Source organism: Campylobacter sp. MIT 12-5580 (genome assembly GCF_005406235.1).
Taxonomy (GTDB): Bacteria; Campylobacterota; Campylobacteria; order Campylobacterales; family Campylobacteraceae; genus Campylobacter_D.
Genome location: NZ_NXLK01000010.1, coordinates 1 through 20,337 on the forward strand (window position 1 = coordinate 1; position 20,337 = coordinate 20,337).

At 31.3% G+C, this 20,337-nt stretch carries 26 protein-coding genes; 7 read left to right on the plus strand and 19 right to left on the minus strand.

Annotated elements, in window-relative coordinates; translation table 11 throughout:
- Positions 1 to 110: 110 nt before the first annotated feature.
- Genes virB11 through CQA38_RS08360 form a run of 13 tightly spaced genes read right to left on the minus strand, consistent with a single transcriptional unit; the run spans position 111 to position 11,103 of the window.
- A complete protein-coding gene (gene virB11 / locus CQA38_RS08305; protein WP_137633540.1) occupies positions 111 to 1,109 on the minus strand; it encodes a P-type DNA transfer ATPase VirB11 in 999 nt (332 codons plus the stop codon).
- Positions 1,109 to 2,299: a type IV secretion system protein VirB10 gene (virB10, locus tag CQA38_RS08310; protein WP_137633541.1), complete on the minus strand. Its 1,191-nt coding sequence runs from the start codon at positions 2,297 to 2,299 to the stop codon at positions 1,109 to 1,111. The genes virB11 and virB10 overlap by 1 nt, the downstream gene beginning before the upstream one ends.
- Positions 2,292 to 3,278, minus strand: coding sequence for a P-type conjugative transfer protein VirB9 (gene virB9, locus CQA38_RS08315; RefSeq protein ID WP_137633542.1), 987 nt, complete (start codon positions 3,276 to 3,278; stop codon positions 2,292 to 2,294). Before virB9 ends, virB10 begins: the two co-directional genes overlap by 8 nt.
- Positions 3,275 to 3,928: a type IV secretion system protein gene (locus CQA38_RS08320; RefSeq protein WP_137633543.1), complete on the minus strand. Its 654-nt coding sequence runs from the start codon at positions 3,926 to 3,928 to the stop codon at positions 3,275 to 3,277. Before CQA38_RS08320 ends, virB9 begins: the two co-directional genes overlap by 4 nt.
- Positions 3,929 to 3,937: 9 nt before the next feature.
- Complete coding sequence (locus CQA38_RS09245) at positions 3,938 to 4,090, minus strand: hypothetical protein (RefSeq protein WP_170999497.1); 153 nt, start codon at positions 4,088 to 4,090, stop codon at positions 3,938 to 3,940.
- Between the two features lie 25 nt (positions 4,091 to 4,115).
- Positions 4,116 to 4,445 (minus strand): hypothetical protein, encoded by a 330-nt coding sequence (locus tag CQA38_RS08325; protein WP_137633544.1) that lies wholly within the window; start codon positions 4,443 to 4,445, stop codon positions 4,116 to 4,118.
- A gap of 6 nt (positions 4,446 to 4,451) precedes the next feature.
- Positions 4,452 to 5,090, minus strand: coding sequence for a hypothetical protein (locus CQA38_RS08330; RefSeq protein ID WP_249355251.1), 639 nt, complete (start codon positions 5,088 to 5,090; stop codon positions 4,452 to 4,454).
- Positions 5,083 to 6,135, minus strand: a complete 1,053-nt coding sequence (locus CQA38_RS08335; RefSeq protein WP_137633545.1) for a type IV secretion system protein — start codon at positions 6,133 to 6,135, stop codon at positions 5,083 to 5,085. The genes CQA38_RS08330 and CQA38_RS08335 overlap by 8 nt, the downstream gene beginning before the upstream one ends.
- 11 nt (positions 6,136 to 6,146) lie before the next feature.
- Positions 6,147 to 6,968 carry a type IV secretion system protein gene (locus tag CQA38_RS08340; protein ID WP_142931815.1) on the minus strand — a complete coding sequence of 274 codons (822 nt, stop codon included), beginning with the start codon at positions 6,966 to 6,968 and terminating at the stop codon, positions 6,147 to 6,149.
- 51 nt (positions 6,969 to 7,019) lie between these two features.
- The gene (locus CQA38_RS08345) at positions 7,020 to 7,559 is read right to left on the minus strand and encodes a BRO family protein (protein WP_137633547.1); all 540 of its coding nucleotides are present in this window, start codon (positions 7,557 to 7,559) and stop codon (positions 7,020 to 7,022) included.
- A gap of 10 nt (positions 7,560 to 7,569) precedes the next feature.
- Positions 7,570 to 8,031, minus strand: coding sequence for a single-stranded DNA-binding protein (locus tag CQA38_RS08350; protein WP_137633548.1), 462 nt, complete (start codon positions 8,029 to 8,031; stop codon positions 7,570 to 7,572).
- Between the two features lie 10 nt (positions 8,032 to 8,041).
- Entirely contained in the window at positions 8,042 to 10,810 is a 2,769-nt protein-coding gene (locus CQA38_RS08355; protein WP_137633549.1) for a VirB4 family type IV secretion/conjugal transfer ATPase, read from the minus strand.
- Between the two features lie 8 nt (positions 10,811 to 10,818).
- A complete protein-coding gene (locus CQA38_RS08360) occupies positions 10,819 to 11,103 on the minus strand; it encodes a TrbC/VirB2 family protein (protein WP_137633550.1) in 285 nt (94 codons plus the stop codon).
- 167 nt (positions 11,104 to 11,270) lie between these two features.
- Between CQA38_RS08360 and CQA38_RS09250 the strand changes: the two genes are divergently transcribed.
- The 7 genes from CQA38_RS09250 to CQA38_RS08395 all read left to right on the plus strand — a co-directional run bounded on the left by CQA38_RS09250 (position 11,271) and on the right by CQA38_RS08395 (position 16,140).
- Complete coding sequence (locus tag CQA38_RS09250) at positions 11,271 to 12,095, plus strand: hypothetical protein (protein ID WP_170999498.1); 825 nt, start codon at positions 11,271 to 11,273, stop codon at positions 12,093 to 12,095.
- Positions 12,096 to 12,110: 15 nt separating this feature from the next.
- Entirely contained in the window at positions 12,111 to 12,563 is a 453-nt protein-coding gene (locus tag CQA38_RS08370) for a YopX family protein (RefSeq protein ID WP_137633551.1), read from the plus strand.
- Between the two features lie 263 nt (positions 12,564 to 12,826).
- Positions 12,827 to 13,510 carry a hypothetical protein gene (locus CQA38_RS08375; protein ID WP_137633552.1) on the plus strand — a complete coding sequence of 228 codons (684 nt, stop codon included), beginning with the start codon at positions 12,827 to 12,829 and terminating at the stop codon, positions 13,508 to 13,510.
- A 7-nt stretch (positions 13,511 to 13,517) separates the two neighbouring features.
- Positions 13,518 to 14,171 carry a helix-turn-helix transcriptional regulator gene (locus tag CQA38_RS08380; RefSeq protein ID WP_137633553.1) on the plus strand — a complete coding sequence of 218 codons (654 nt, stop codon included), beginning with the start codon at positions 13,518 to 13,520 and terminating at the stop codon, positions 14,169 to 14,171.
- A 293-nt stretch (positions 14,172 to 14,464) separates the two neighbouring features.
- Positions 14,465 to 15,091, plus strand: a complete 627-nt coding sequence (locus CQA38_RS08385) for a recombinase family protein (protein ID WP_137633554.1) — start codon at positions 14,465 to 14,467, stop codon at positions 15,089 to 15,091.
- Positions 15,092 to 15,229: 138 nt separating this feature from the next.
- Positions 15,230 to 15,676 (plus strand): replication/maintenance protein RepL, encoded by a 447-nt coding sequence (locus CQA38_RS08390; protein ID WP_137633555.1) that lies wholly within the window; start codon positions 15,230 to 15,232, stop codon positions 15,674 to 15,676.
- Complete coding sequence (locus CQA38_RS08395) at positions 15,673 to 16,140, plus strand: replication/maintenance protein RepL (RefSeq protein ID WP_283202098.1); 468 nt, start codon at positions 15,673 to 15,675, stop codon at positions 16,138 to 16,140. The genes CQA38_RS08390 and CQA38_RS08395 overlap by 4 nt, the downstream gene beginning before the upstream one ends.
- 209 nt (positions 16,141 to 16,349) lie before the next feature.
- Here CQA38_RS08395 and CQA38_RS08400 read toward each other — a convergent pair whose 3' ends face one another.
- The 6 genes from CQA38_RS08400 to CQA38_RS08425 form a co-directional block, all read right to left on the minus strand.
- Complete coding sequence (locus CQA38_RS08400) at positions 16,350 to 16,712, minus strand: hypothetical protein (protein WP_137633557.1); 363 nt, start codon at positions 16,710 to 16,712, stop codon at positions 16,350 to 16,352.
- A gap of 70 nt (positions 16,713 to 16,782) precedes the next feature.
- Positions 16,783 to 17,766, minus strand: coding sequence for a hypothetical protein (locus tag CQA38_RS08405; protein WP_137633558.1), 984 nt, complete (start codon positions 17,764 to 17,766; stop codon positions 16,783 to 16,785).
- Between the two features lie 194 nt (positions 17,767 to 17,960).
- Positions 17,961 to 18,158, minus strand: coding sequence for a hypothetical protein (locus tag CQA38_RS08410; RefSeq protein ID WP_137633559.1), 198 nt, complete (start codon positions 18,156 to 18,158; stop codon positions 17,961 to 17,963).
- Positions 18,155 to 18,760 (minus strand): recombinase family protein, encoded by a 606-nt coding sequence (locus CQA38_RS08415; RefSeq protein WP_137633560.1) that lies wholly within the window; start codon positions 18,758 to 18,760, stop codon positions 18,155 to 18,157. The genes CQA38_RS08410 and CQA38_RS08415 overlap by 4 nt, the downstream gene beginning before the upstream one ends.
- A 468-nt stretch (positions 18,761 to 19,228) precedes the next feature.
- Positions 19,229 to 19,480 carry a hypothetical protein gene (locus tag CQA38_RS08420; protein ID WP_238386995.1) on the minus strand — a complete coding sequence of 84 codons (252 nt, stop codon included), beginning with the start codon at positions 19,478 to 19,480 and terminating at the stop codon, positions 19,229 to 19,231.
- A gap of 9 nt (positions 19,481 to 19,489) precedes the next feature.
- Positions 19,490 to 20,170, minus strand: a complete 681-nt coding sequence (locus tag CQA38_RS08425; RefSeq protein ID WP_137633561.1) for an AAA family ATPase — start codon at positions 20,168 to 20,170, stop codon at positions 19,490 to 19,492.
- Between the last annotated feature and the right edge of the window lie 167 nt (positions 20,171 to 20,337).

Here is a 20,337-nt window from a genome sequence, read left to right on the forward strand (position 1 = left end):
TATCTTTTAAAGCTTTAATAGCCTTTTCACATTTTTCAATGTTTTCTTTAGCGTTTTTTACATAGTTTTCTAGTTCTAAAATTTTGTTTTGAAGTTCTTGTTTTTCTTTATCACTCCTCACGATGAGCTTCCTTAAAATAAATTTCGCTTATGCGTCTTTTGCCGTGATGGGCATAAATATGCACGATAACATCGATGAGATCGGTAAGCATTTTTTGAATAATGTCAAAAGGCACGCATTGCCCTTGTGGATTTTGTAAAATCATCATTGCAAGGCGTTTGAAAGCGTCTTTGCTACTTCCTGCGTGGCAAGAGGTAATACTTCCTCCGTGTCCGCTACTTAAAACATTGATGAAATCATAAGTTTCAGCACCTCTTAACTCAGCAAGTAAAATTCGATCAGGCTTCATTCTAAGACAAGATTTTAAAAGCGTAGCCGAGTTTAAAAAATCAATACTTTTTGCTTCGCTTGGGTAGAAAAGCTGGACGAAGTTTTTGTGTTCGTAAAATTTGATTTCTTCAACATCCTCAATAGTGATAATTCGTTCATCAACTGGGATAAAATCAATCAAGCTTTTCATAAAGGTAGTTTTACCACTTCCTGTTTCCCCGCAAATAACTACATTTTTTCCAAATCCAACAGCTTTAGCAATAAAATTTTTATAATCACCTTCATTGTAAAGCTCTAAAAGTTCTTTATCCTTTGGGCTTATAGCGTTATTATCTTTATGCTCTACATTTTCAAATAAACCACTTTTTTCGTGATCGTCGATTGTAAAGCGACGCTGTGAAGGCTTTCTTATAGTGATAGAAATTCGTTCTTTTTTTGTGGCAGGTGGCATAACAATTTGCACACGCTCGCCATTTACTAAAATACAACTTAATATAGGGCGTGCTTTGTCTATTTGATCTTCTTTATAACTTGCTGCCGCTGCAGCAAAAGCCTTTGCACCCTCAAAATTAAGATTTGTATCCTCGCTTTCCCAAATGCCATTAGCATTTTCAAACCAAATTTTATTTTCTCCGTTATAACAAATTTCATTGATAAGAGGATTTGTTAAATATTTTCCAAAATACGATGAAGAGTATTTTTGTAAAGAAATTGACATTATCTTTTCCTTCTAAGCTTATATACTTTTGAAAAATCAATGTCTTTATTAACATAAACACCAACTAAATCCCCTTGATTTTTGTATAAAGTAGGCTTTATATCAATCATTTTTTCAAGTGCAGTGTTTGCTATTTCGCTAGCTTGTTCCCTTGTGTTTTCAGTAAAATTATAATAATTTGTGGTATTATTGCCACTTTTCCTAGAAAGTTCACTTGCTAAAATAGCGAGGCTATCATCAATAACACTTAATAAAACTGCAGCTCCAAAACGCTTCATATAATGATGATTTACATAGCCTTCAACTCCAGCAGCACCTAAAGGATCGGTTGCTCCTGAAAATACTGGTATAACGATATTATAAGGCGTTCTAATTTCTTGCCAAATGACAAAAAGTCTTGTGCTTCCATCGTTTAGCTCCCCACCACTATAAGCACCTGTGATAACACTTCCTTTTTCTATGAGCAAAGTATGTCCATTGCTTGAATAAATATCATTGCTTACCACACAAGAAATTCCGCCCTTTATTTCACTTATAAGCCTAGTTTGTAAAGCACAACCTATATAAGTGCCTTTTGGCAAAAGTAGGCTTGGATTAAACTGAGAAAAACTTGCTGCAGTAGGTGTGAATACTTCCCCTGTGTTTGAATTTGTGCTTGAGCTTATTTGATTGTTTGAGCCTGTTGCTCCATTTTGCCCAAATTCAAGCAAGGTTTGAGGTTTTGAAGCAAAATTAGCACCATTATTTACACTATCGCTTGCATAAGGACTGCCACTTTGTCCTGAATCGCTAGAGCTTGCTATTACAGCAGTGCCTATGCCTTTAATGATTCTAGGCTTTGGCAAGGACTTTTCTGCTAGCATAGGCTCTAATGTGGTTGTATTTGCTTGACTTGGTAAAGTTTGAGGAGTTTGTGCCAAATCAAGCAAATTCTTTTCTTGTGAATCGTTTGTGAGGATAAAATCTCTATTATTTTTTACAGAATCACTTAAATTTATATTTGTGTTTTCTTGTTGGGTATTTTGTTGTTCTTCTGCTTTGCCTAGCGAGCTTAAAGTCCAAAGAATAATAAGAAAAAATAATAAAGCACCCAATGCAAACAAAGCATAAGAGATTAATTTTTTATTATTTTTTGAGCTAAGCTCAAGTAAAACATTCTCATTTTGTGAATTTTGTTGATTTTCACTCATTATTTTGCCTTTGTTCAAGCATTTTAAAAGCTTTTTGCGTCTCGCTTTCTATTTCTTGGCGTTTTTGAGATTTTTCATCTAAAAGCACTCTTTCTACTTCTTCATCATTAGAAGTTTGAGGCGTTGATCTTAAAGGATTTTTGGCATAGCCTTTATTAAAAATTCCAACGACCTTATCTCCACTACGAAGTAAAATTTGTGGTAATACTTTGTGAATAACTAATACATCATAATTACCATCTTTTTTAATGTGTGAATTAAGTATAGATTCTTGTTTATTTTCATAAGCAAAAACAGCAGGGAAGCTTTTTGTATTGTCAAAACCAAGATAAGTAAAAACTCCATCATCATAAGCAAAATTTGGGGTAATGTTTTCACTTCCTTTATTGACTTTCATATAAAAATCCCAATTTCTAGGCACTGACACCCTATTAAGTGAGCTATCAAGCTTATCTTGTTCGATTTGCTCATCAAGCTTTTTTTGAAGCTCGTTTATATTTGCAAGCTCTCTATCAGGGTATGAAAAGCTGAGTTTATAAATTTTTGATTTAGAGTTAAGCACTAAATCAAAAACATACATATTCATATTTGTGGTTACTATAAGGTTCGTTTTCCAAGTTGCAGGTGTTGGATCAACGACAATTTCGCTTATTGCATTGCCTTCTTCTGGATTTTCGCTATGCACAAATTTAGTCGTATAAGCTTTTGGTTTTATAAAAAGCAAATTTGCACGATCAATAAGCTCCCAACCCTCGCTAAAGCCTGTTGAAATGGTAATAATTCTTTCATCTTTGCTAAACTCCACCACGCTAACATATCCATTAGCTGCAGCAATTTGAAAGACATCATTGGCATTAAACACAGCATAAGTGATTTTTTTGTCATACTTGCTTAATTTTGGCAGGCTTAAAGCATAAGCCTGATTTATAAAAACACCAAAACACAAAATAAGTGTCAATGATTTGAGTAGCTTTTTCATCTTGTAATTTCCTCATCGATCCTATAATTTGTTACTTTAAATCCTAAAGGATTTAAAAGTCTATTTTCTTCATTTACCTGAGCGGTTTGGTATTCATAGCTTAAAGTAATAACCTTAGTGGCGATACTTTCAGCCTTTGAATTTTTGTTTATTGTTTTAAGATTAATTCTTGCAGTTGCTGTTTTTGCTCCATTACTTTCATTTAAAACTATGCTTAAAATTTGCACTTCTACCTGAAAATTATTTCCTAGTTTCGCATCTCTTGGATTGTCGCCTGAATAAATAGCTCTATATGCTTCTGCAATTTGTGGGGTTGAAAGGAGTTGGACAAAAATATAGTCTTGATTAAGCATATCATAGTAATACCCTTCTCTAGCTTTAATATATTGTGATACAAAATGCTTGTCTAAAGCTTCAATAGAAGTTATTTGTTCCTCATCGAGCGTAGTTAAAATATCTACCATTCCTGTGGTGTTATCTACCCTGATAACATAAGGCTCAACGCTTTTAAGTGGAGTAAGCAATAACACTGCTACAATACTTAAAATTGCCACAAATATGCTTACAAAAGCTACAAGCCAAGCTCTTTTATTGCTTTGCTCTATCAAATAACGCACAGAGCTTTCAAAATCGATAGCTTCCTTATACATACTTTCTCCTTATTCGCCTAGCTGTCTTTGGATTTCAGCCGAGTTGATAGGAATTAAATTCCCATCATCTTTAAAAAGTTCCTCATATTTTGAAAGGTTTTTTTGCTCATCAATGCTTTGTTTGTGTTTTGCAGAACAAGCTTGAAAAAGTAAAAATGTCATAAAAACTCCTATTAAAATACTTGATTTAGTTTTCATTGATATGTTCTCCTTGTTGAAAATGTGCTGGATTGAAATTATCCAAATCAGAGCAAGAAACTAATATTTCATACTCTTTAAGTTCTTTTGCAAGCCTTTCATTTTCATCTTTAAGCGATGAATTTTCAGCTTCAAGAGTTGCGATTCTTTCACCAAGAGTAGTAGCAAAATGTGAATTTGGTGTGTTTTTTCTACACTCTTCAAGTTCTTGCAATACAGAGCTTAGTCTATCTGCAAGGAGTGAAATTACATTGCATAAGTCTTGCCTTAACCATTCGTTATTTTTTTGCTTTAAAAGTTTTTCAGCATTGATTTTCATAAGCCTTTACCTTTCTTTGTTTAAATTTTTATCCAAGTCTTTTTTAACTTGTTTTTCACTAATAGTTTTTACTTCAGCTCTTATGTTTGCAAGCTTTTCTTCTTTGTTTGCTTCTTGACTTTTTGGCGTGTTTTGTATCGCCTCAAGACCTTTATAATACTCTGCTACTTTTGGATTTTTAAACTCCATTCTTTGATTAAGATTTCTATCAGAATAGAATGTTATAATTTGACTATCAGAGGGGGATAGTGGCGTATTCGAGTGACCCTCTCCTCTGATTCTATCTATAACTGTTCTAAATCTCACACCTTCATCATTTTGCCATTCATAAACGCTTGCTGTTTCGTTATCTTTATAAGGTTCTTTAAATTGTGCTTTATAAATTCTTATAGATTTTCCTAAGTTTAAAAGCTCTTCAACTTTTATCTCGCCATTACTTCCTTTTTTCAAGTGAAGTTTAATGTGTTCTGCACCAGCTCCTTTATCTCTTCTTTCATTATGCCAACCCTTAACATAATAGGTTAATTCAGCGATTACAGCATCTTCAATAAGCTCGATATCTGTTTTTATGGCTGTAGCCTTTTTCTCGTTGAAAGTTACATTATAAATCCCACGAAGTTCTTTTTTATCTTCCATTTCAACCATTTCTTGCTTTTGATAAAAGATTTTTAGCAGCACTTGCAGCACCTGCTAAACCACCTGTAGCTTTATTTGCAGCAAAAGACATTGCTTTTTTGGCTGCAAATCCAGCAATCCCTGTCATACCTCCTCTGCTTTCTGCTTTTCTAGCAGAACCTGAGAATGCTCCTAGAGCAAGCTTGCCAGCCCCTCTAGCTGTCATACCTGCTCCTTTTCCAGCACTTCCTGCAAATGATTGTAAGCCACTTGCAGAGGCTGAGTCTAAAGTAACTTGAGCTAGGTTAGAAGCAAGAGATTTAATCACTCCTATACAAGTAACTAAAATGCCTGAAATAAGAATAGGCTGCAAAATACTTGCTATTAGGCTATCTTCCACAACTTTAACATCGCCATATAAGGCAGCCATATGTTTGATAAGAAAATCAGCAAAACAGCTCATAAAAATAAGTAAAAATACATTTGAGATAAACATATTCATCCATTGCACAAAAACTTGTTTGGTGTTTTCATACATAAAACAAAATAAGGCTAAAGGTAAGGCAATGATTAAAAAAGTATTTGTAATAGAAGTCGCAATGATAGTAAAAGCAAAGGTGATGATAAGCCCTAGAAATGATAAAACCATAACAAGAATAATTAGCCCATTTGTTATAGCTAAAAAAGGATCAAAGCGACTATTACTATTATCTATAACAACTTGCAATGATTTTCCAAAGCTTACACAAATTTGATCAAGCTGAGCGTAAAATTGTGTTCCTCCACCAGCCCAAGTATAAATTCCATCAAGGGCTGATATAGCAGAGTTAAGCCAGCCATTGACATTTAAGACAAAGGTAAGTATCAAAAGTTTTCTTGCTATATCCCATACAAGCTCTCTTATTGGATCTTGCGATTTTCCAGCCATAGTTTGATAGCCTTTATACATAATGCTTAAAACAATAAGTATGCTTACTATGCTTTGAAGTTGAATAAATTTGTCATTCAAAGAAGCATTTTGGATTGTTGCAAAAATGTTTTCGACTATCTTGCCTATGCCTTGAAAAATATTCATTTTTTACCTTATTAATCCAAACCTAAAGCTTGAATAGTGTCATAGCTGGTATTTGAAGCCCTTTTAGAAAAGAGTTGTTGAGCTTGTTCTTCTCTAATGGCTCTTTGTTTTTCATATTGTGCGTTTTGTAGATTGATATTTGATTGAATCATTTGTATTTTAAGTCCTTCTGAAGCTATAGCGTTTGCTATATCTTGAGCTTCTTTAATATCTTGAGTTTTTCTTAATTTTTGATCCAAATCAGCTAAGTTTTGATTTATGGTATTGAGTTGTTTTTGAGATTGATCAAGGTTTTGCTCTTGAGCTACATAAGTAAGCATATCAACCATACACAAGGATTTTTGTTCTTGGTTGCTTATATTTTCGCAACGATCAAAAAGTGTGTATTTTTTATAAGCGTCTTTTAACTCTCCTTTGATAAAAGACATAGGATCGCTTAAAACTTTATTGTTAAAGTCTTGTATGTTTGTATATGCCCTACCAAAATCAGAATAAATTTGCTTTAAATCTCTAAGCGAGGATATTGATGATTTTACCCCTGTTAAACTATTAAGCTCATCACTATAGGCTTGTAATTGTTTTTTATAATGAGTTATTGTATCCGCCCATCGTGTAGCTTCTTTTACCCATTCGGCTATTTGTTTGGCATTTTGAACCTGCATTTGCGTATTTGCGGCAGCATCAATTACAGGAATGCCTGCAGCTAAAGCTTGATTTGACACAAGAAAAAAAGAAATTAATATAACAATTTTCTTGGTATAAAGGCTTATTGGTTTTTTTGTTCTTTGACAAGATGGGGCTTTATCGTGGCTATAAAAAGAATTTGTTTTCATCATTTACCTTTCAAAATTTGATTTTTGGTTTATGTTTTCTTGTTTCCTATGTTATTTGGTTTCCTTTGAAGCAAACTTGACATTCAAAAGCTCATTTTCTTTTTTCTCTTTTTTCATCTTGGCTACACCTACTGAGTAGTGCAATGAAAGTTCTTTTCTATTGTGCCAATCATTTATATCTATCTTAACTGAGAAATCATAAGGAGGGATATTTGGGGTAAGCAAAGCCATAAGCTCATTGATATAGTCATTTGGAGAATATACGCCTTGTTTGCGAATTTTTGGTAAAACTTCATCTGAAATCCAACGCCTAAAAGGTTTAGCCTTTGGTTTATCACTACGCATAAGCACGAAGTAAAGCTGCGGCTCGGTTATCATGGTAAATTTTTTAACGCCATAACCAGTATCAAAGCTGGCGGAATTTAATTCCTCCCACTCAAACTCCTTTTTTATCATATTTGCTATTTTGTTAGGATAGGCTAAGCCTAAAATTTTGCAAATATCAGACAAACAAAATAAAGGATTTTCAAGATCACCTTTTATTCTTATTGCACCTAAGTTTTCGTTTTTAAAAATTTGAATTTCTTTCATTTTATCTCCTTTAAAATGGAAGTACTGACATTTCAGATTCGCTTATATCCACATTGTCATAATCTATTTCTTCTTGAGCTTGGTTTTGTTGTGTAGGAGGTTGAGCCTTAGGAACAACTTTATTTGGCGTTGTAAAACTGCCATCTTTCTTATTGCCACTAAGCCAGTAAAACTTATGTACTATTACACTAAAACTTGTGCGATTGTTTCCATTAGAATCAGAATAAGTGCTTGTTATTAATTCTCCACTGCAAGCAAATTGAGAACCCTTAGGAAAATGCAAATACGCCGTTTCTGCCATTTTTCCAAATATAGTAATGGGTATCCAAGAAGTTTGGCTTTCTTCATTACCTTTAGCATTTTTAAAACGCTTTGTAATTGCTAGTGAGTTTTTAGCATAGCATTTGTCAGCTTGTGTGTAAGCGACATCAAAATCTGCACCCAAATAACCTATCAAATTTACAGCATTCATTTTTTCTCCTTTATGCTGATTTATATATTTCTTTTAAAGCTTTGATTTTTTCATCTAGGCTTTTGTTTTCATCTGCAAAAATAGCTTCTATAGTATCTATATATGCACTTCCTGTAGAAAGTATCATTAAATTTTCTTTGCCTAAAGAGCTTAAATCAAGCGTGCAAATCACTTTTTCATCTTGTCTTTTAACAAGAAATTGTCTTTTTGAAGGTTGAAAATCTCTAATGATTTGATATTCATCAATACTTAAATTTAACCCATTCACATAATCATCTTCTTTTGCTAAAGGATTTGGTAGAAATATCTTTGTAGCTGATTGCTCTATAAGTGTTTTTGCGATAGGTAGCTTCAAAAAATCTTCTACACTTTGTGTAGCAAGGCGTAAAAAGCCATTTTGTTTTCGTATGGTTTTGAATTTATTTTTAACTTCTAAAGCTACTATTTCATTTTCAAGCCATTTCCACGCCTCATCAATATCAACACAAAGCCTTCTTCCATCTGCCAAATTCATAACACGCCAAAGAATAAAATAGCTTAAAATTCCGCTTACATCGCTATCATCTAAAAACTCTGTCCCATCAATTCCAAAAACATTAATTTCATCTGGAAAGTCTAAAATATCAGTTTTGTTATCAAATACCCAACCAAATTGATTGCCTTGTTTAAAAGATAATAATCTTGACTTTAAAGAATTGTCATCATTAATGTCTTCTGTTAAATTTTCTAAAAGTAAAGAAATAGGGTATTCTCTTTCTTTAGGCTCAAATTGTGTCATTATAAAATCAACTGCGTCGCTAAGACTCTTTTCTTCTTTGGTATTTAAAACTTCGCCTTTTCTTGTTACACAAAGCTTTATGAGATTTTTTAGTTGTCTTACATTTTCTTGAGTAGATTCAACCATAAAAGGATTAAATCCTGTCGGTTTGCCATTTTCTATAGTAATGTAGCGACCTCCAGCACATAATATATTGCCTAAAGCACCTTTGTCCTTGTCTAAATATACAGCTGTAAATTTTTTATTTTCTTCGGGCATATTGCTTGGAAATGTGGATTTATCTGCGTATTTAAGCATTTGGTTAAAAGTAAAGTTCATAAACACTGTTTTGCCTCCCCCACTTTGTCCCAAAATAAGACTATTTGCAAGATAGAGTTCGCCAAAATCATCTTTATTTTTACCACTACTTTGATGAAAATTAAGATAATAAGGGCTTTTATTTGGTGTTTTAAGCATTGTTACAGCTTGTCCCCAACAATTGTTTTCTCTTTTGCCTGAATCAAAGTTATGCAAGGCTATAAGAGAGCTAAAGTTAATACTAGAAATCAAATTGATACGAGGACGAATGGTAAAATTGCAGGGTATGGTTGAAAAATAAGCACTTGGTAAAGCGATATTAGCAATACTTGCCATAAAACCCAACTCATTAAGCCTTGTGATCACTTCATTTGTTTTGTCTTTACACTCTTTTATGTCATCAGCATAAACTACAATTTCAAAATGATATTTACCAAAAGAAATATCTCCGCTTGCTAAGCTATCAAGTGCAATATCAAGTTCTTCTACTTGAGAGAGTGAGTCATCTTCACTTGCTATAAGTTGCTTTCTTTGTTTATTTAAAGCACTTTTTGCATCAACCATAGCTAGAGGCTGAAAACTTTGCGTAATGGTGTATTCTACTTGTAAATACATTAATGAATCCAAAATGCCAGCAAAAGTAGAGTTGGTGTAATCCTTAATCTCTATTATGCGAGCAAAACGCTTTGTATCATCGTTATAATTGATTTGAGCCATATCATAATTGAAATAAATAGAATTTAAACCCCCTGTCAAATACTCATAAATAGGGGTTGGCAATATTCTAATAGGCTTAAATTTACCACCTATAAGAAAGTTATAAAACTCAAGTTGCTTAGAATAAGCATACCCATCTTTTTCATAGGTGCTGAGTTTTTTACAATCAAAACTTTTCAAATTTGATTCAAGACGAAGTAGATATTCATTAAATTTTTGTATGAATATCCTAATTTCTTGTTTCTTTGTATCAAAAGAACTCTTCTCAAAACTCTTTTTTTCAAGGCGTGAAAGAGGGTTAAAGATGATTGTTAAAAACATAGAATTTTTAAACAAACTTCCTTCTTTGAAGCTTTTGTAATAAGATTCATCTATATCTTTAAGATATGAATTATCAAACCTAGAAACAAATTTATCATTTATACTATGTCTTGCACTATGAAAATAAAAGCTTATCGGTTCATTAGAAAAAGCCTTAAACAGCATATTTAGTGCTTCATTTTTAAAATCTAAGTCTGTATCGCTTTCGCATTCAAATGAAATTCCATCAATTTGATAGGTGCAAAGTAACAAATAATCTTTTGTAATCACTATGCCATCATCAACCACGGAGCTAAAAGGGATAAGCTTTTCAAAGTTTGCTTCACTACTAAGAGCAAAAAGACTTAATTTGATGGGATCAGTTTTTTTGTAATTCGTTTTAGTGTAACTCATCGCTTGAAAAGTTTTTACGCCGTGAAATTTTTTTGAAAGCGGATTGGTAAAAAATCGCATTTTTAAAAAATAAAGCCTAAAAATGAAATTATCTTGCTTAGCCATTTGTTTCATTACAAAATAGGTAGGTATGCAAAATAACGCCATAAATAAATTTTGGATATAAAAGCTTAATAAACCAATTATGCTCATAGCAACAAATAGTGGCGTAATTGGCACACCAAAAATCATAGCAGGGCGTGTAAGTCCTTTAAATAAAGGGTGCAAGTCCATTTGAAAACCTAGCTTATAATATATCCAGCTATAGCAGAAGCACAACCAACAATAACACCGCCTATAAAAGTAGGAGCAACTTGTTGTAAAGTTTGTCCTTGAAACATAATCTTAAACCCAGCCCACATAAACGCTATGGTAAGCACAATAGCACCTATCGCATAAAGAGCGGTTGATATGTTTTGTAAAAAGGTATTGACCTTATCAATACCACCAGCAGCAAAGCTAAGACTAGGCAATAACATTATCGAGCCAACAAGAAACAAAATTTTAAAAAATTTTTTGTTACGCATTTTTTTCCTTTAGTTTAAAATAATCGACCGATAAATTTATATTTATTATTTAGTATAAATATACGATTTATTTTTAATTTAAAGTTAAAAATAAATATTTAAATATACCTTTTATTTTAATTTAATCTAAAAATTAGAATAAAACTTAAAAAATAAGGAGGGAAAAAATGAAAAAAGAATTAAAAGGTAGAAAAACAATGAAAAAAATTAAACTTGAAGATTTTGATAACAATAGGACTATCAAGACTTATCTCGAAGGAAGTTTGGAAAAGCTTGGCTTTGCAAGTCTTTGTTTTATTATGATTATACCTTTTGTTCTTACGCATCAATCGCTTGGAGAACTTTTTGGAGAGGGCGGCATATTTATTGCATTGCTTGGAGGCGGTTTATTTTTTATTTTATTTTTTATTTATATTTTTGGCGTATCTAGGGATATAGAAGGCTTAGCTTTGTATTGTAAAAATTTAGAAGACGAACAAAATATAAAGGACAAGGAGAATCAAGAAATGGATAACATTATGCAAATCGCAATGATAGATAAAAAGGAATTTTTTGATAAGTTTAAAAGCAACGACAAGATTAGATTTCTTTTCGGTTATAAAAATAAAGAAAAATATGACAGCGATGACTATTTTGAAATGACGCTTAGAGTATGGGTAGATGAAAAATATTTTAATGAAATTTATAATAACTCCAAAGCAAAAGATGACTTAGACGCAATGATTTTATTTGAAAAAACTTCTTTTTTTAAAGAGTTAAGAAAACAAACCATAAAAATTGATTTTTTAAGTCAGAATTTTATTGTTCCTGACTTTTTTAAAGAGCATAATATAAAAATAATCCCTTATTTTCAATTATGTAATGATGAAGATTTAACCACAAAGCAATTTTTTAAATTTTTAAAAGAAATGAAAGTTGATAAATTAAATTACATAACCTACATTTTAGGCGATGATTTGATTGAAGATGAATATAGGCACATTCATAAATAAATAAGGAGGTAAAAAATGAAACTACAAGACTTTGATTTTAGGGTGTGGGATATACAAAGACAAGAGTATGCTCTTTGTGAAGATGGTTATGAGTCAATGGATGGCGAGCGTTGTGGTGATATGTGTATAGAAATAAGAAAATTTAAAAGTTATATGCAGATGTCTAGTGAAGGTGAAAAAGGTTATTATCAAAATATAGAAAAAGCAGAAATTGAGCTTTACACAGGCTTAAAAGACAAAAACGGCGTGAAAATCTTTGTAGGAGATATTTTAGAACTTAAATGTGGCTTTAAAAGAGACATTTTTGAGGTGTGTTTTAGTCTTTTTGAAGGAGTAAGTATAGACAAGGCTGGAAGTTCTAAAAACGCCAAAATATCCTTAATGCTAGAGGACTACGATGAGTGGAAAGAATTTGCAAGTGTCATCGGCAATATCCACGAGAATGCAGATTTATTTAAACAAGGGTAAAGCGATGAGCACTATATTTTCAATAATTCGTATTTCTTTATCAATAATTCTTATTTCTTTAATAGTGTTTTCTTTTATAATAGGTATTTGTATTTTTTGCAAAATGTTTAATGATGCTATTAAAAAAATAAAAGCAAGGGATTATAAAAGTGCTTTTTTGTATATTTGTGGGCTTATTATTATAATATGTGCTTTCATATGTTGTGTATTACTTATTGTTATGTATTTTAGCAATATAGATTTAAATTGTTAAAGGAGGAAAAATGAAAATAAAAATTGATAGTGGCAATCTTGGATGCCAAGATGTTGATATGGATGCTAGTGAAGTTAAGGGGAAAACAATGTTAGTTATTTACATTTCGACAATGTTGATTATTTGCATTTTGACAATTTGTTTTGCCCTGTTTTCTAACTTGGTGTTTATTTCAAGTGATATTGCAAATCTTTTTCCTATATCTTTTATAGATGATTTTGGTATTTATGTGCTTTTATTTTCTATTTTAATACTTTTTGAAGCCATTTTCTTAGATGCAGGTAGGAATAGTCTATCGTTTGCATTCTTTAATACTTTAATGTTATTAATTTACTGGGTAGTAACATTTGCAATGATCCCACCATACTTTTCAGGCGAAGAGAATGACATAAAACGCATAGAGACTTTAATTTACGAAAATTTAAATAAAGAACAACAAAAAGCTTTTGATAAACAAAGGGATTTGTATGAGTCAGATAAAGGCGATTTTAAAGGGAGCATAAATAGAGCAAGCTTTTTATGCAAAAAGTATAAATACAATCATTTGTGTGAAGATTACTTGAATTATCTTATTGAAATCAATCAAGAAAGAGCTGATTATCTTATTAATAAGCATAAAGAGAGCAGGAAAGAAAAGGAAAATCAAGAAAAAAGCTCTGATGATTTTTTTAACAAATTCATAAAGGAGAAATAATATAACTATGAAAACGATCGGCGAAAAATTACGAGATTTACGCAATATTTATGGATTAAGTCAAAGAGAATTTGGCGAAAAAATAGGTGTAGCTAGAGGTAGTATAAATTCTTATGAAAACAATGTTAATCCCCTTACTCAAGGGGTAAAATGGAAAATTTTACAAGGCACAGGTATAGGATTTGATTATTTTGATACTGATATGAGCCTTAATGAAGCTTTTATAAAGTATGGTATAGATCCAAGCAAAAAGCTTGAATTCAAAGAAACAAAAGAAAGCATTTGTGCTGTTTATAAAGGAATTAATAACTTTATGGATGGCAAGTGCGAACAAGAACCTCTTAATATAAAATCTTGGTTTTTAGATAGTTTATTTGAGGGAATAGGAAAGTTTGATATTTGTTTTATCAATGTTAGTCATAATGAATTAGAACCTTATGCTAAAAATAATGAAATTTTAGTCGTTGTGCGTGATGGCAACCTTAAAAATGGCGATAAAATCATCATCGATTTTAAAGGAAGCATTCTTGTAGTGCAGTATTTTAAAGAATTTGATGAAATAAGACTTCAAACCTTAAGCGGTAAGGAAAATAAGCTTAAAGAAAGTGATTTTAAAAAAGAGATAAAAATATTAGCCATTATTAAAGGCAAGATATGCTAAAATTAATAAATTTCATTTTAAAGGCATTTTGTGAATACCCTAAATCGATTGTATAAAGAAAAGAAACAATTTATTTATCTCATATTTGGAAATTTGGCAATAATATTTCTTGTAGCAATTAGGCATTATGATGATAAGGCAAATCTTATTACAGGTTTGACTTTTCTCGGAATTATCTTAATAATCTTTTGCATTGGATTAAGAAATACGCTTAAAGCCATACGATCGTATCGAAAATACCTTGAAAGGTTAGAGCATAAAATGATACAAGAAGAGATATTGAAAAGAGAATAATGGTTGTAGCATATGTAAGGGTAAGCACAAATAAGCAAGATACAGATGTTCAAAAAATGCAAATTTTAGAATATGCACAAAAAGAAAAGCTCATTATAGATAGATTTATAGAAGTTCAACAAAGTGCAGGAAAGAGTTTTAAAAAACGCAAAATAGATGAATTAAAAAAGCTAAAAAAAGGTGATGTTTTGATAGTTTATGAACTTTCAAGACTCGGCAGAAGTATGTTTGAAACAATGAATTTTATACTAGACTTGTCAAACAAAGGTATCCAATTTGTTTTTCTTAAACAACTTGAACTTAGTAGCTTTAACAACCCACATTCAAAGCTATTACTTTCTTTTTATGCCTATATAGCTGAAGTAGAAAAAGATTTTATATCTCAAAGGACAAAAGCAGGGCTTGAAAAAGCAAAAGCAAGCGGAAAGATTTTGGGACGCCCATTTGGTGTTTTGAGTAGTATGCACGATGAGTCGAAAAATATAATACAAGAATTGCTAAATAAAGGCATGTCGATGAAGTCGATTTGGATCTATCTCGGCAAAAAAGGGACTTATTCAAATTTCTATCTATTTTGCAAGAGTAGGAAACTTCATAAAAGGATTGAAAATACTACTTTAATATAAATATTAATAAAAATTTAAGTTTTTTCAAGTAAAATTTATCGGTCCCTTTTCTTTTACTTCAAAAAAGTAAGGAAAGGACATTATAACGCAATGAAAGACAAAAGTCAAGGCACAAAGCCTAAAACAACGACAAAGATAATGGCACTTGCATCAAAAGCGACTTTTTATGAAAAAGCCGTTGATAAAATTACAGGTGAGGTTAATTTTATTGAGGTTGCAGGAATGACTTATAAATATATGGGAGAAAGGGATTTTAATTTTATGAAAATGTTTTACGAAAATTTCATAAATGTTTTAGAAAGCTATTTTCAGGGCTCAAATTTTAAGGTTAGCGTTTTAAAATTTTTGCTTTTAAATGCCGATAAACAAAATTGCGTATTTGCAACAAGCCAAGAGATCGCAAATGTCCTAAAAACAACTCAACAAGCAGTGGCTAAAGAAATGAAGATTTTGCAAGATTGTAATTTTATAAAAAAAGTTAGAAATGGTGTTTATCAAATAAACGCTGACATTCTTTTTAAGGGTAGCGCGAAAAAAAGACAAGAGGTCAAAGAAAAATTTACAACACCATTTGTTAAACATTGATCACAGCAACAACCTATAAATACATAGGAGAAAGGGATTTTAATTTTATGAAAATGTTTGATAAATTTTTAGAAGTAGCAATTAAGCCTTTTATGCCAGAAAAAACTTTTAATGTTCTCAATTTCATTATTTTAAATGCTGATGAAAATAATTGTATTTTTTCAACCGCTGAAATGATTTCTAAATATTGCAATACAACCTTATTAACAACCCAAAAAATATTAAGGGAATTAATTAAAACAGGTTTTATTAAGAAAATTCAAAATGGTGTTTATCAAATTAATGCAGATATTCTTTTTCGAGGTAGTGCAAAAAAAAGGCAGTTAGTTAAGCAAAAATTTGAAGAAAAGCCTAAATACACGCTAGCAGAAAAAAAAGAAGAGACAAAAAAAACAAAGCAAAAAGCAAGGAGACAGGCGAGATTAGCTTTGTCGAGATCACAGCAACAACATATAAATACATAGGGGAAAGGGATTTTAATTTAAGGAGAAACTAACAAGGAGAAAAAATCCTTATACGCCGTTTTTTCGTTGAAACGCATTATTTTATAGTCGCCCTTTAAGTTCCTATATTAGCGACTTTCAAACGATTAACCCCTAAAAAGCCTCGTTAGTTGCTGTAATTATAGCATAATTTAGCTAAAATGTAATACAAAATCTAAAAAAAGAAGCTTTTACCTTTCAAAATTTTTACGCTCAAAATCTCTACTTCTGCTTTTTGAATGATAATCCCTCTTTCTTTTTTCTACAACTTCCCTTACTTCTTTTTGAAGTTCAGCGATCTTTTCGGCTTTTGTTTTCTCTTGATTATTAGGCTTTTGTGCTGTTTTTTCGTTTTCTTTATCAGTAAAAAAGCGTCTTTCTTTGCTTTCAGCTCCGCTTTTAAAGCCTTCTAAAAAGCTTTGAAGTTCCTCGCTTGGGATAGTTTCTAAAATCTTGCTAGCCTTTTGAATGCTTTCAAGATGCCTTAATTTATCATCATCTAAGCTTTTTTCTTTGTCTTTTAAAGTCTCTTTTGCTTCGTTGTCTTTTGCCATTGTCCTTTAACCTTTCTTGAGTATTGAAGTTTCAAAATTGTAACACATAAAACGCCAAAAAGAAAGGGTTTTACCTTTCAAAGTCTTTGTCTTTGGTGGTTGTTTGCTCTTTGTATCGGTTTTGTGTGCTTTGGCTTACTTCTTTGCGTAAATCAGCTATTTTTTGAGCTTTTGCGTCTAGCGTTTGATTTAAGCCATTTTTTACCTGTGGTGCTGTGTTGGTATTAGTTAGGTTGCGTTCGTTGAAATTTACCCCCTTTTCTTGCGTTTTTTCGTATTGTCTAATTTCTTTTAAAAGTCTTTCAGCTTGTTTTTCTTTTCTATGTATCATTTGCCATTTACTTAAATGCCTTGTGCTTTTTTGTTCTTTGTTGATCTGCATTCCTAATGCTTTAATAAGCCTTTGTTGGCATTGGCTAAATTCTTTTTTATCTAAGCCCCTTAAAATAGTCCTGTGCGTGTTATAATCATAATTTTTAAAAATTATGTGTGCGTGATAGTTTTTTATAGTTTCATCGGTTAGTTCGTCTTTGTGTCCCTCATCTCTATGTATAGCTATATGCACCGCTTGCAAAGGAAAATTACTTTGCTTTAATGCGTTTTGAATATCTTGTATAGTGTGATGAGCTTCTAAATTTAACACCGCTTCAACAAATGGCTGGCTATTCTTTGGCATTTTTCGCTTATGAAATTTTTCATAATCATTTCTTATTTCTTTTTCATATCCTATAAAAAAATTCTCTTGTGTAGGTTCAATATTGCGTTTTTTTAATGCTTCGGCTTGTCTTTCTGTAAAAGGTGTGTATTCGTTAGCTTCTCTTTGCTCTTGTGGGAGTAAGTAGCTTACTTCTTGTTCTCTTTTATTGTGAGCTAAAATCCTTTTAATACCGCCTCTTTTTGATTGTTTGCTTAATCTTGAATAAGTGGCAAAGTGAATATTCCCTTTTGCCTTTCGACTTCGCCCGCTAAGCTTTGCAAAAGCTTCTTGAAATTGTGGCAAATTTTTAACTTTTTTTGCTTTAAATTTTAACTCTTCCCAATCACTTTTTTTCATTTTTTACCCTTTCTTTTTTGGCGTTTTTATGTTAATTTTTGGTATCCTTTTTTTGCGTTTTTTCTTATAGCTAGCAGATATAAGAAAAAAATCTGTGTAGCAGATTATGCAAAAAAACCATAGTAGCAGATGTATATCTGCTATTTGGTGGATACCAAAAATTAACTTGTGAAAAGTTTTGCCAAATTTTAAAATTACATTTCATCAAAAAGGCTAGGTTGATTTTTGTCATTCATTAGCTCTTTTTTGTGTAAAAATTCTTTAAATTCTTGAGTATCTTTTAAAAGCTGTATTACAAACTGATTTGAATTTTCTAAGCTATCTAAAAAATCTTTTAAGTCCTGATTAACTCTAAAAGTTTTTATGTGTGTTTGTTCCTTTTTGCTTCTCATTCTATGCCTTCCCTTTGACAAAATAAATAAAACCCTGCATAAGTTCCCCTAGCTCCCAAGAATTTCCAAATAGACTTAAAAGGCATTCCCATTTCTCGCATTTGTTTAGTCCTTTCTTTGTAAGGTTCAAATATGCTTTCACTTTTTGCACCTTTAGGGCGTCCCAGTGTTTTTCCTCTTTGTAAGGCTACTTTTAGCCCTGCTTTTGTCCTTTGGCTGATTAGCTCTCTTTCGTGTTCTGCCATATAAGCATAAAAGCTCAAAAGTAGTTTAGTTGCACTTTCTCGCATTAGGTTAAGCTCTGGTTGTCTGATGAAAATTACCTTTACGCCTTTTTTGATTAGGTCAAAAATTAGGCTTATTGTTTCAAGCATATCACGCCCTAATCTTGAAAGTTCAGCAACGATCAGCGTGTCGCCATTGTCTAGCCTATCGTAAAGCTCATTAATTCGGCGTTTCTCTAAGCTTTTGCGTGAGCTCATCTCAACGCTTATATATTCATCAAGCTTTATTTTATAGGCTTTACAATAGGATTTTATCTCTTGTTCTTGATTTATGTTATCTTGTTTGTCTGTGCTTACCCTTGCATAAGCTAAAACCACTTTAAACCCTTTCTTTTTGGCGTTTTAGTTCTTATTAAGCAAAAAAAAATTAAAGGCAAAAGCTTACAAAGCCCTTGCAAAGTTCTATAAAATAAGACTTTAAAGCTAGTTTGTCTTTTTGCTTAATAAGATATTACAGTAAAAATCTTATAAAAACTGCTTTGAATGCCTATTTTATAGGTTTTTGATTAAGTTTTATTTTACATATAATTAATTATGTAAAAACACATATTTAATTATATGTATTTTAAGCTTAATTAAAGCTTAAAATTGGTAAAATTTTGGAGTTTTTGTAAATGAGGATAAAAAAGGGTAAAAGAAAAAGGAGTAGATTAATGATTTCTTTTAATTATACATCAAAAGAAAATCGTTCGTTTAGGCTTTATGCGAAGCGAATTTTAATCGGTCGATTATTTTAAAATCCATAACTCCAAAATAATAAGTAAAACAAGCTTAAAATACCATAAATTAACTTTTATCTCCACTAAAAACTTTAAATCGTAGATATTGAGAAACATTCATATTTATTTTGTATGCAGCTTCTTTTAAAATAGCCATTTCCTCATCATTAAGATAAAAAGCTATTTGTTTTCTTTTGCTTTTAGCTGGTATTTTTGGCCTGTAGTTTTTTTGCAACGAAGTTTCACCCCGAGCAGAATTTAAAAAATCTTCTTCCTTTGAAGCGTGTTCATTTTTTTTACTCATTGCTTTAAATCCCATAATAACTCCTTATATTCTTTCTTTTGCGAGCTCTAAAAATTCTTTATAAAAAGCCTCAAAATCGCTCAAAGCTTTTTCATTTGGTGTGCAAAATTCTCTAATACTTTTGCCATCAATTACAGCTTTTCTATAGGCTTGTCTTTCATACAACGCATTCTCAAGCAAAATGACATTTTCCAAACCTTTTTCGGCTTTTGTCGTATTGATAAATTCCCTCAAATTTTCTAAATCTTTGGCTAAAAATGGATTTGGCGAACTTCTATTGATAAGCACAAAAGCCAAAAGATTGGAATTTATTTGTCTTGAGTCATCATATATTTCAAGCATATGCTCAAGAACTGGGACATCATATTGTGAAGGAATGGTTGGTATTATAATAATGTTTGATTTAAGCATAGCTTTTCGCATTTCCTTTGAATCTCTACCACCTGTATCAACAATTATGCTATCAAATTTGCTACGCATACTTTCAATTTCATCGCCCAAACTTATACCTGTTTTTGAAACATTGCTAAATAATGGCTTTAAGCCAGACTGACTTCTCATATCTGAAAAAACCTCAGTAGATTTTTGTGGATCAGCATCTATTAACAAAACATTATCATCATCTTCTGCTAAACGAGCTGCCAAATTTACTGCTAAAGTAGTTTTGCCACTGCCACCTTTTTCATTGACTATTGAAATAACCATATAACCTCCTTTTTTGATAAAAAGTAAATTTTATAATGAAATAATATCATAAAAATATTAATACAATATTGTAAAAATATTTTTTCATTGACTAATAAATATTTATAAAATATTTTTAATATATTTTATAAATATTGTATATTAAATAGATATTAATGCTATTTAAT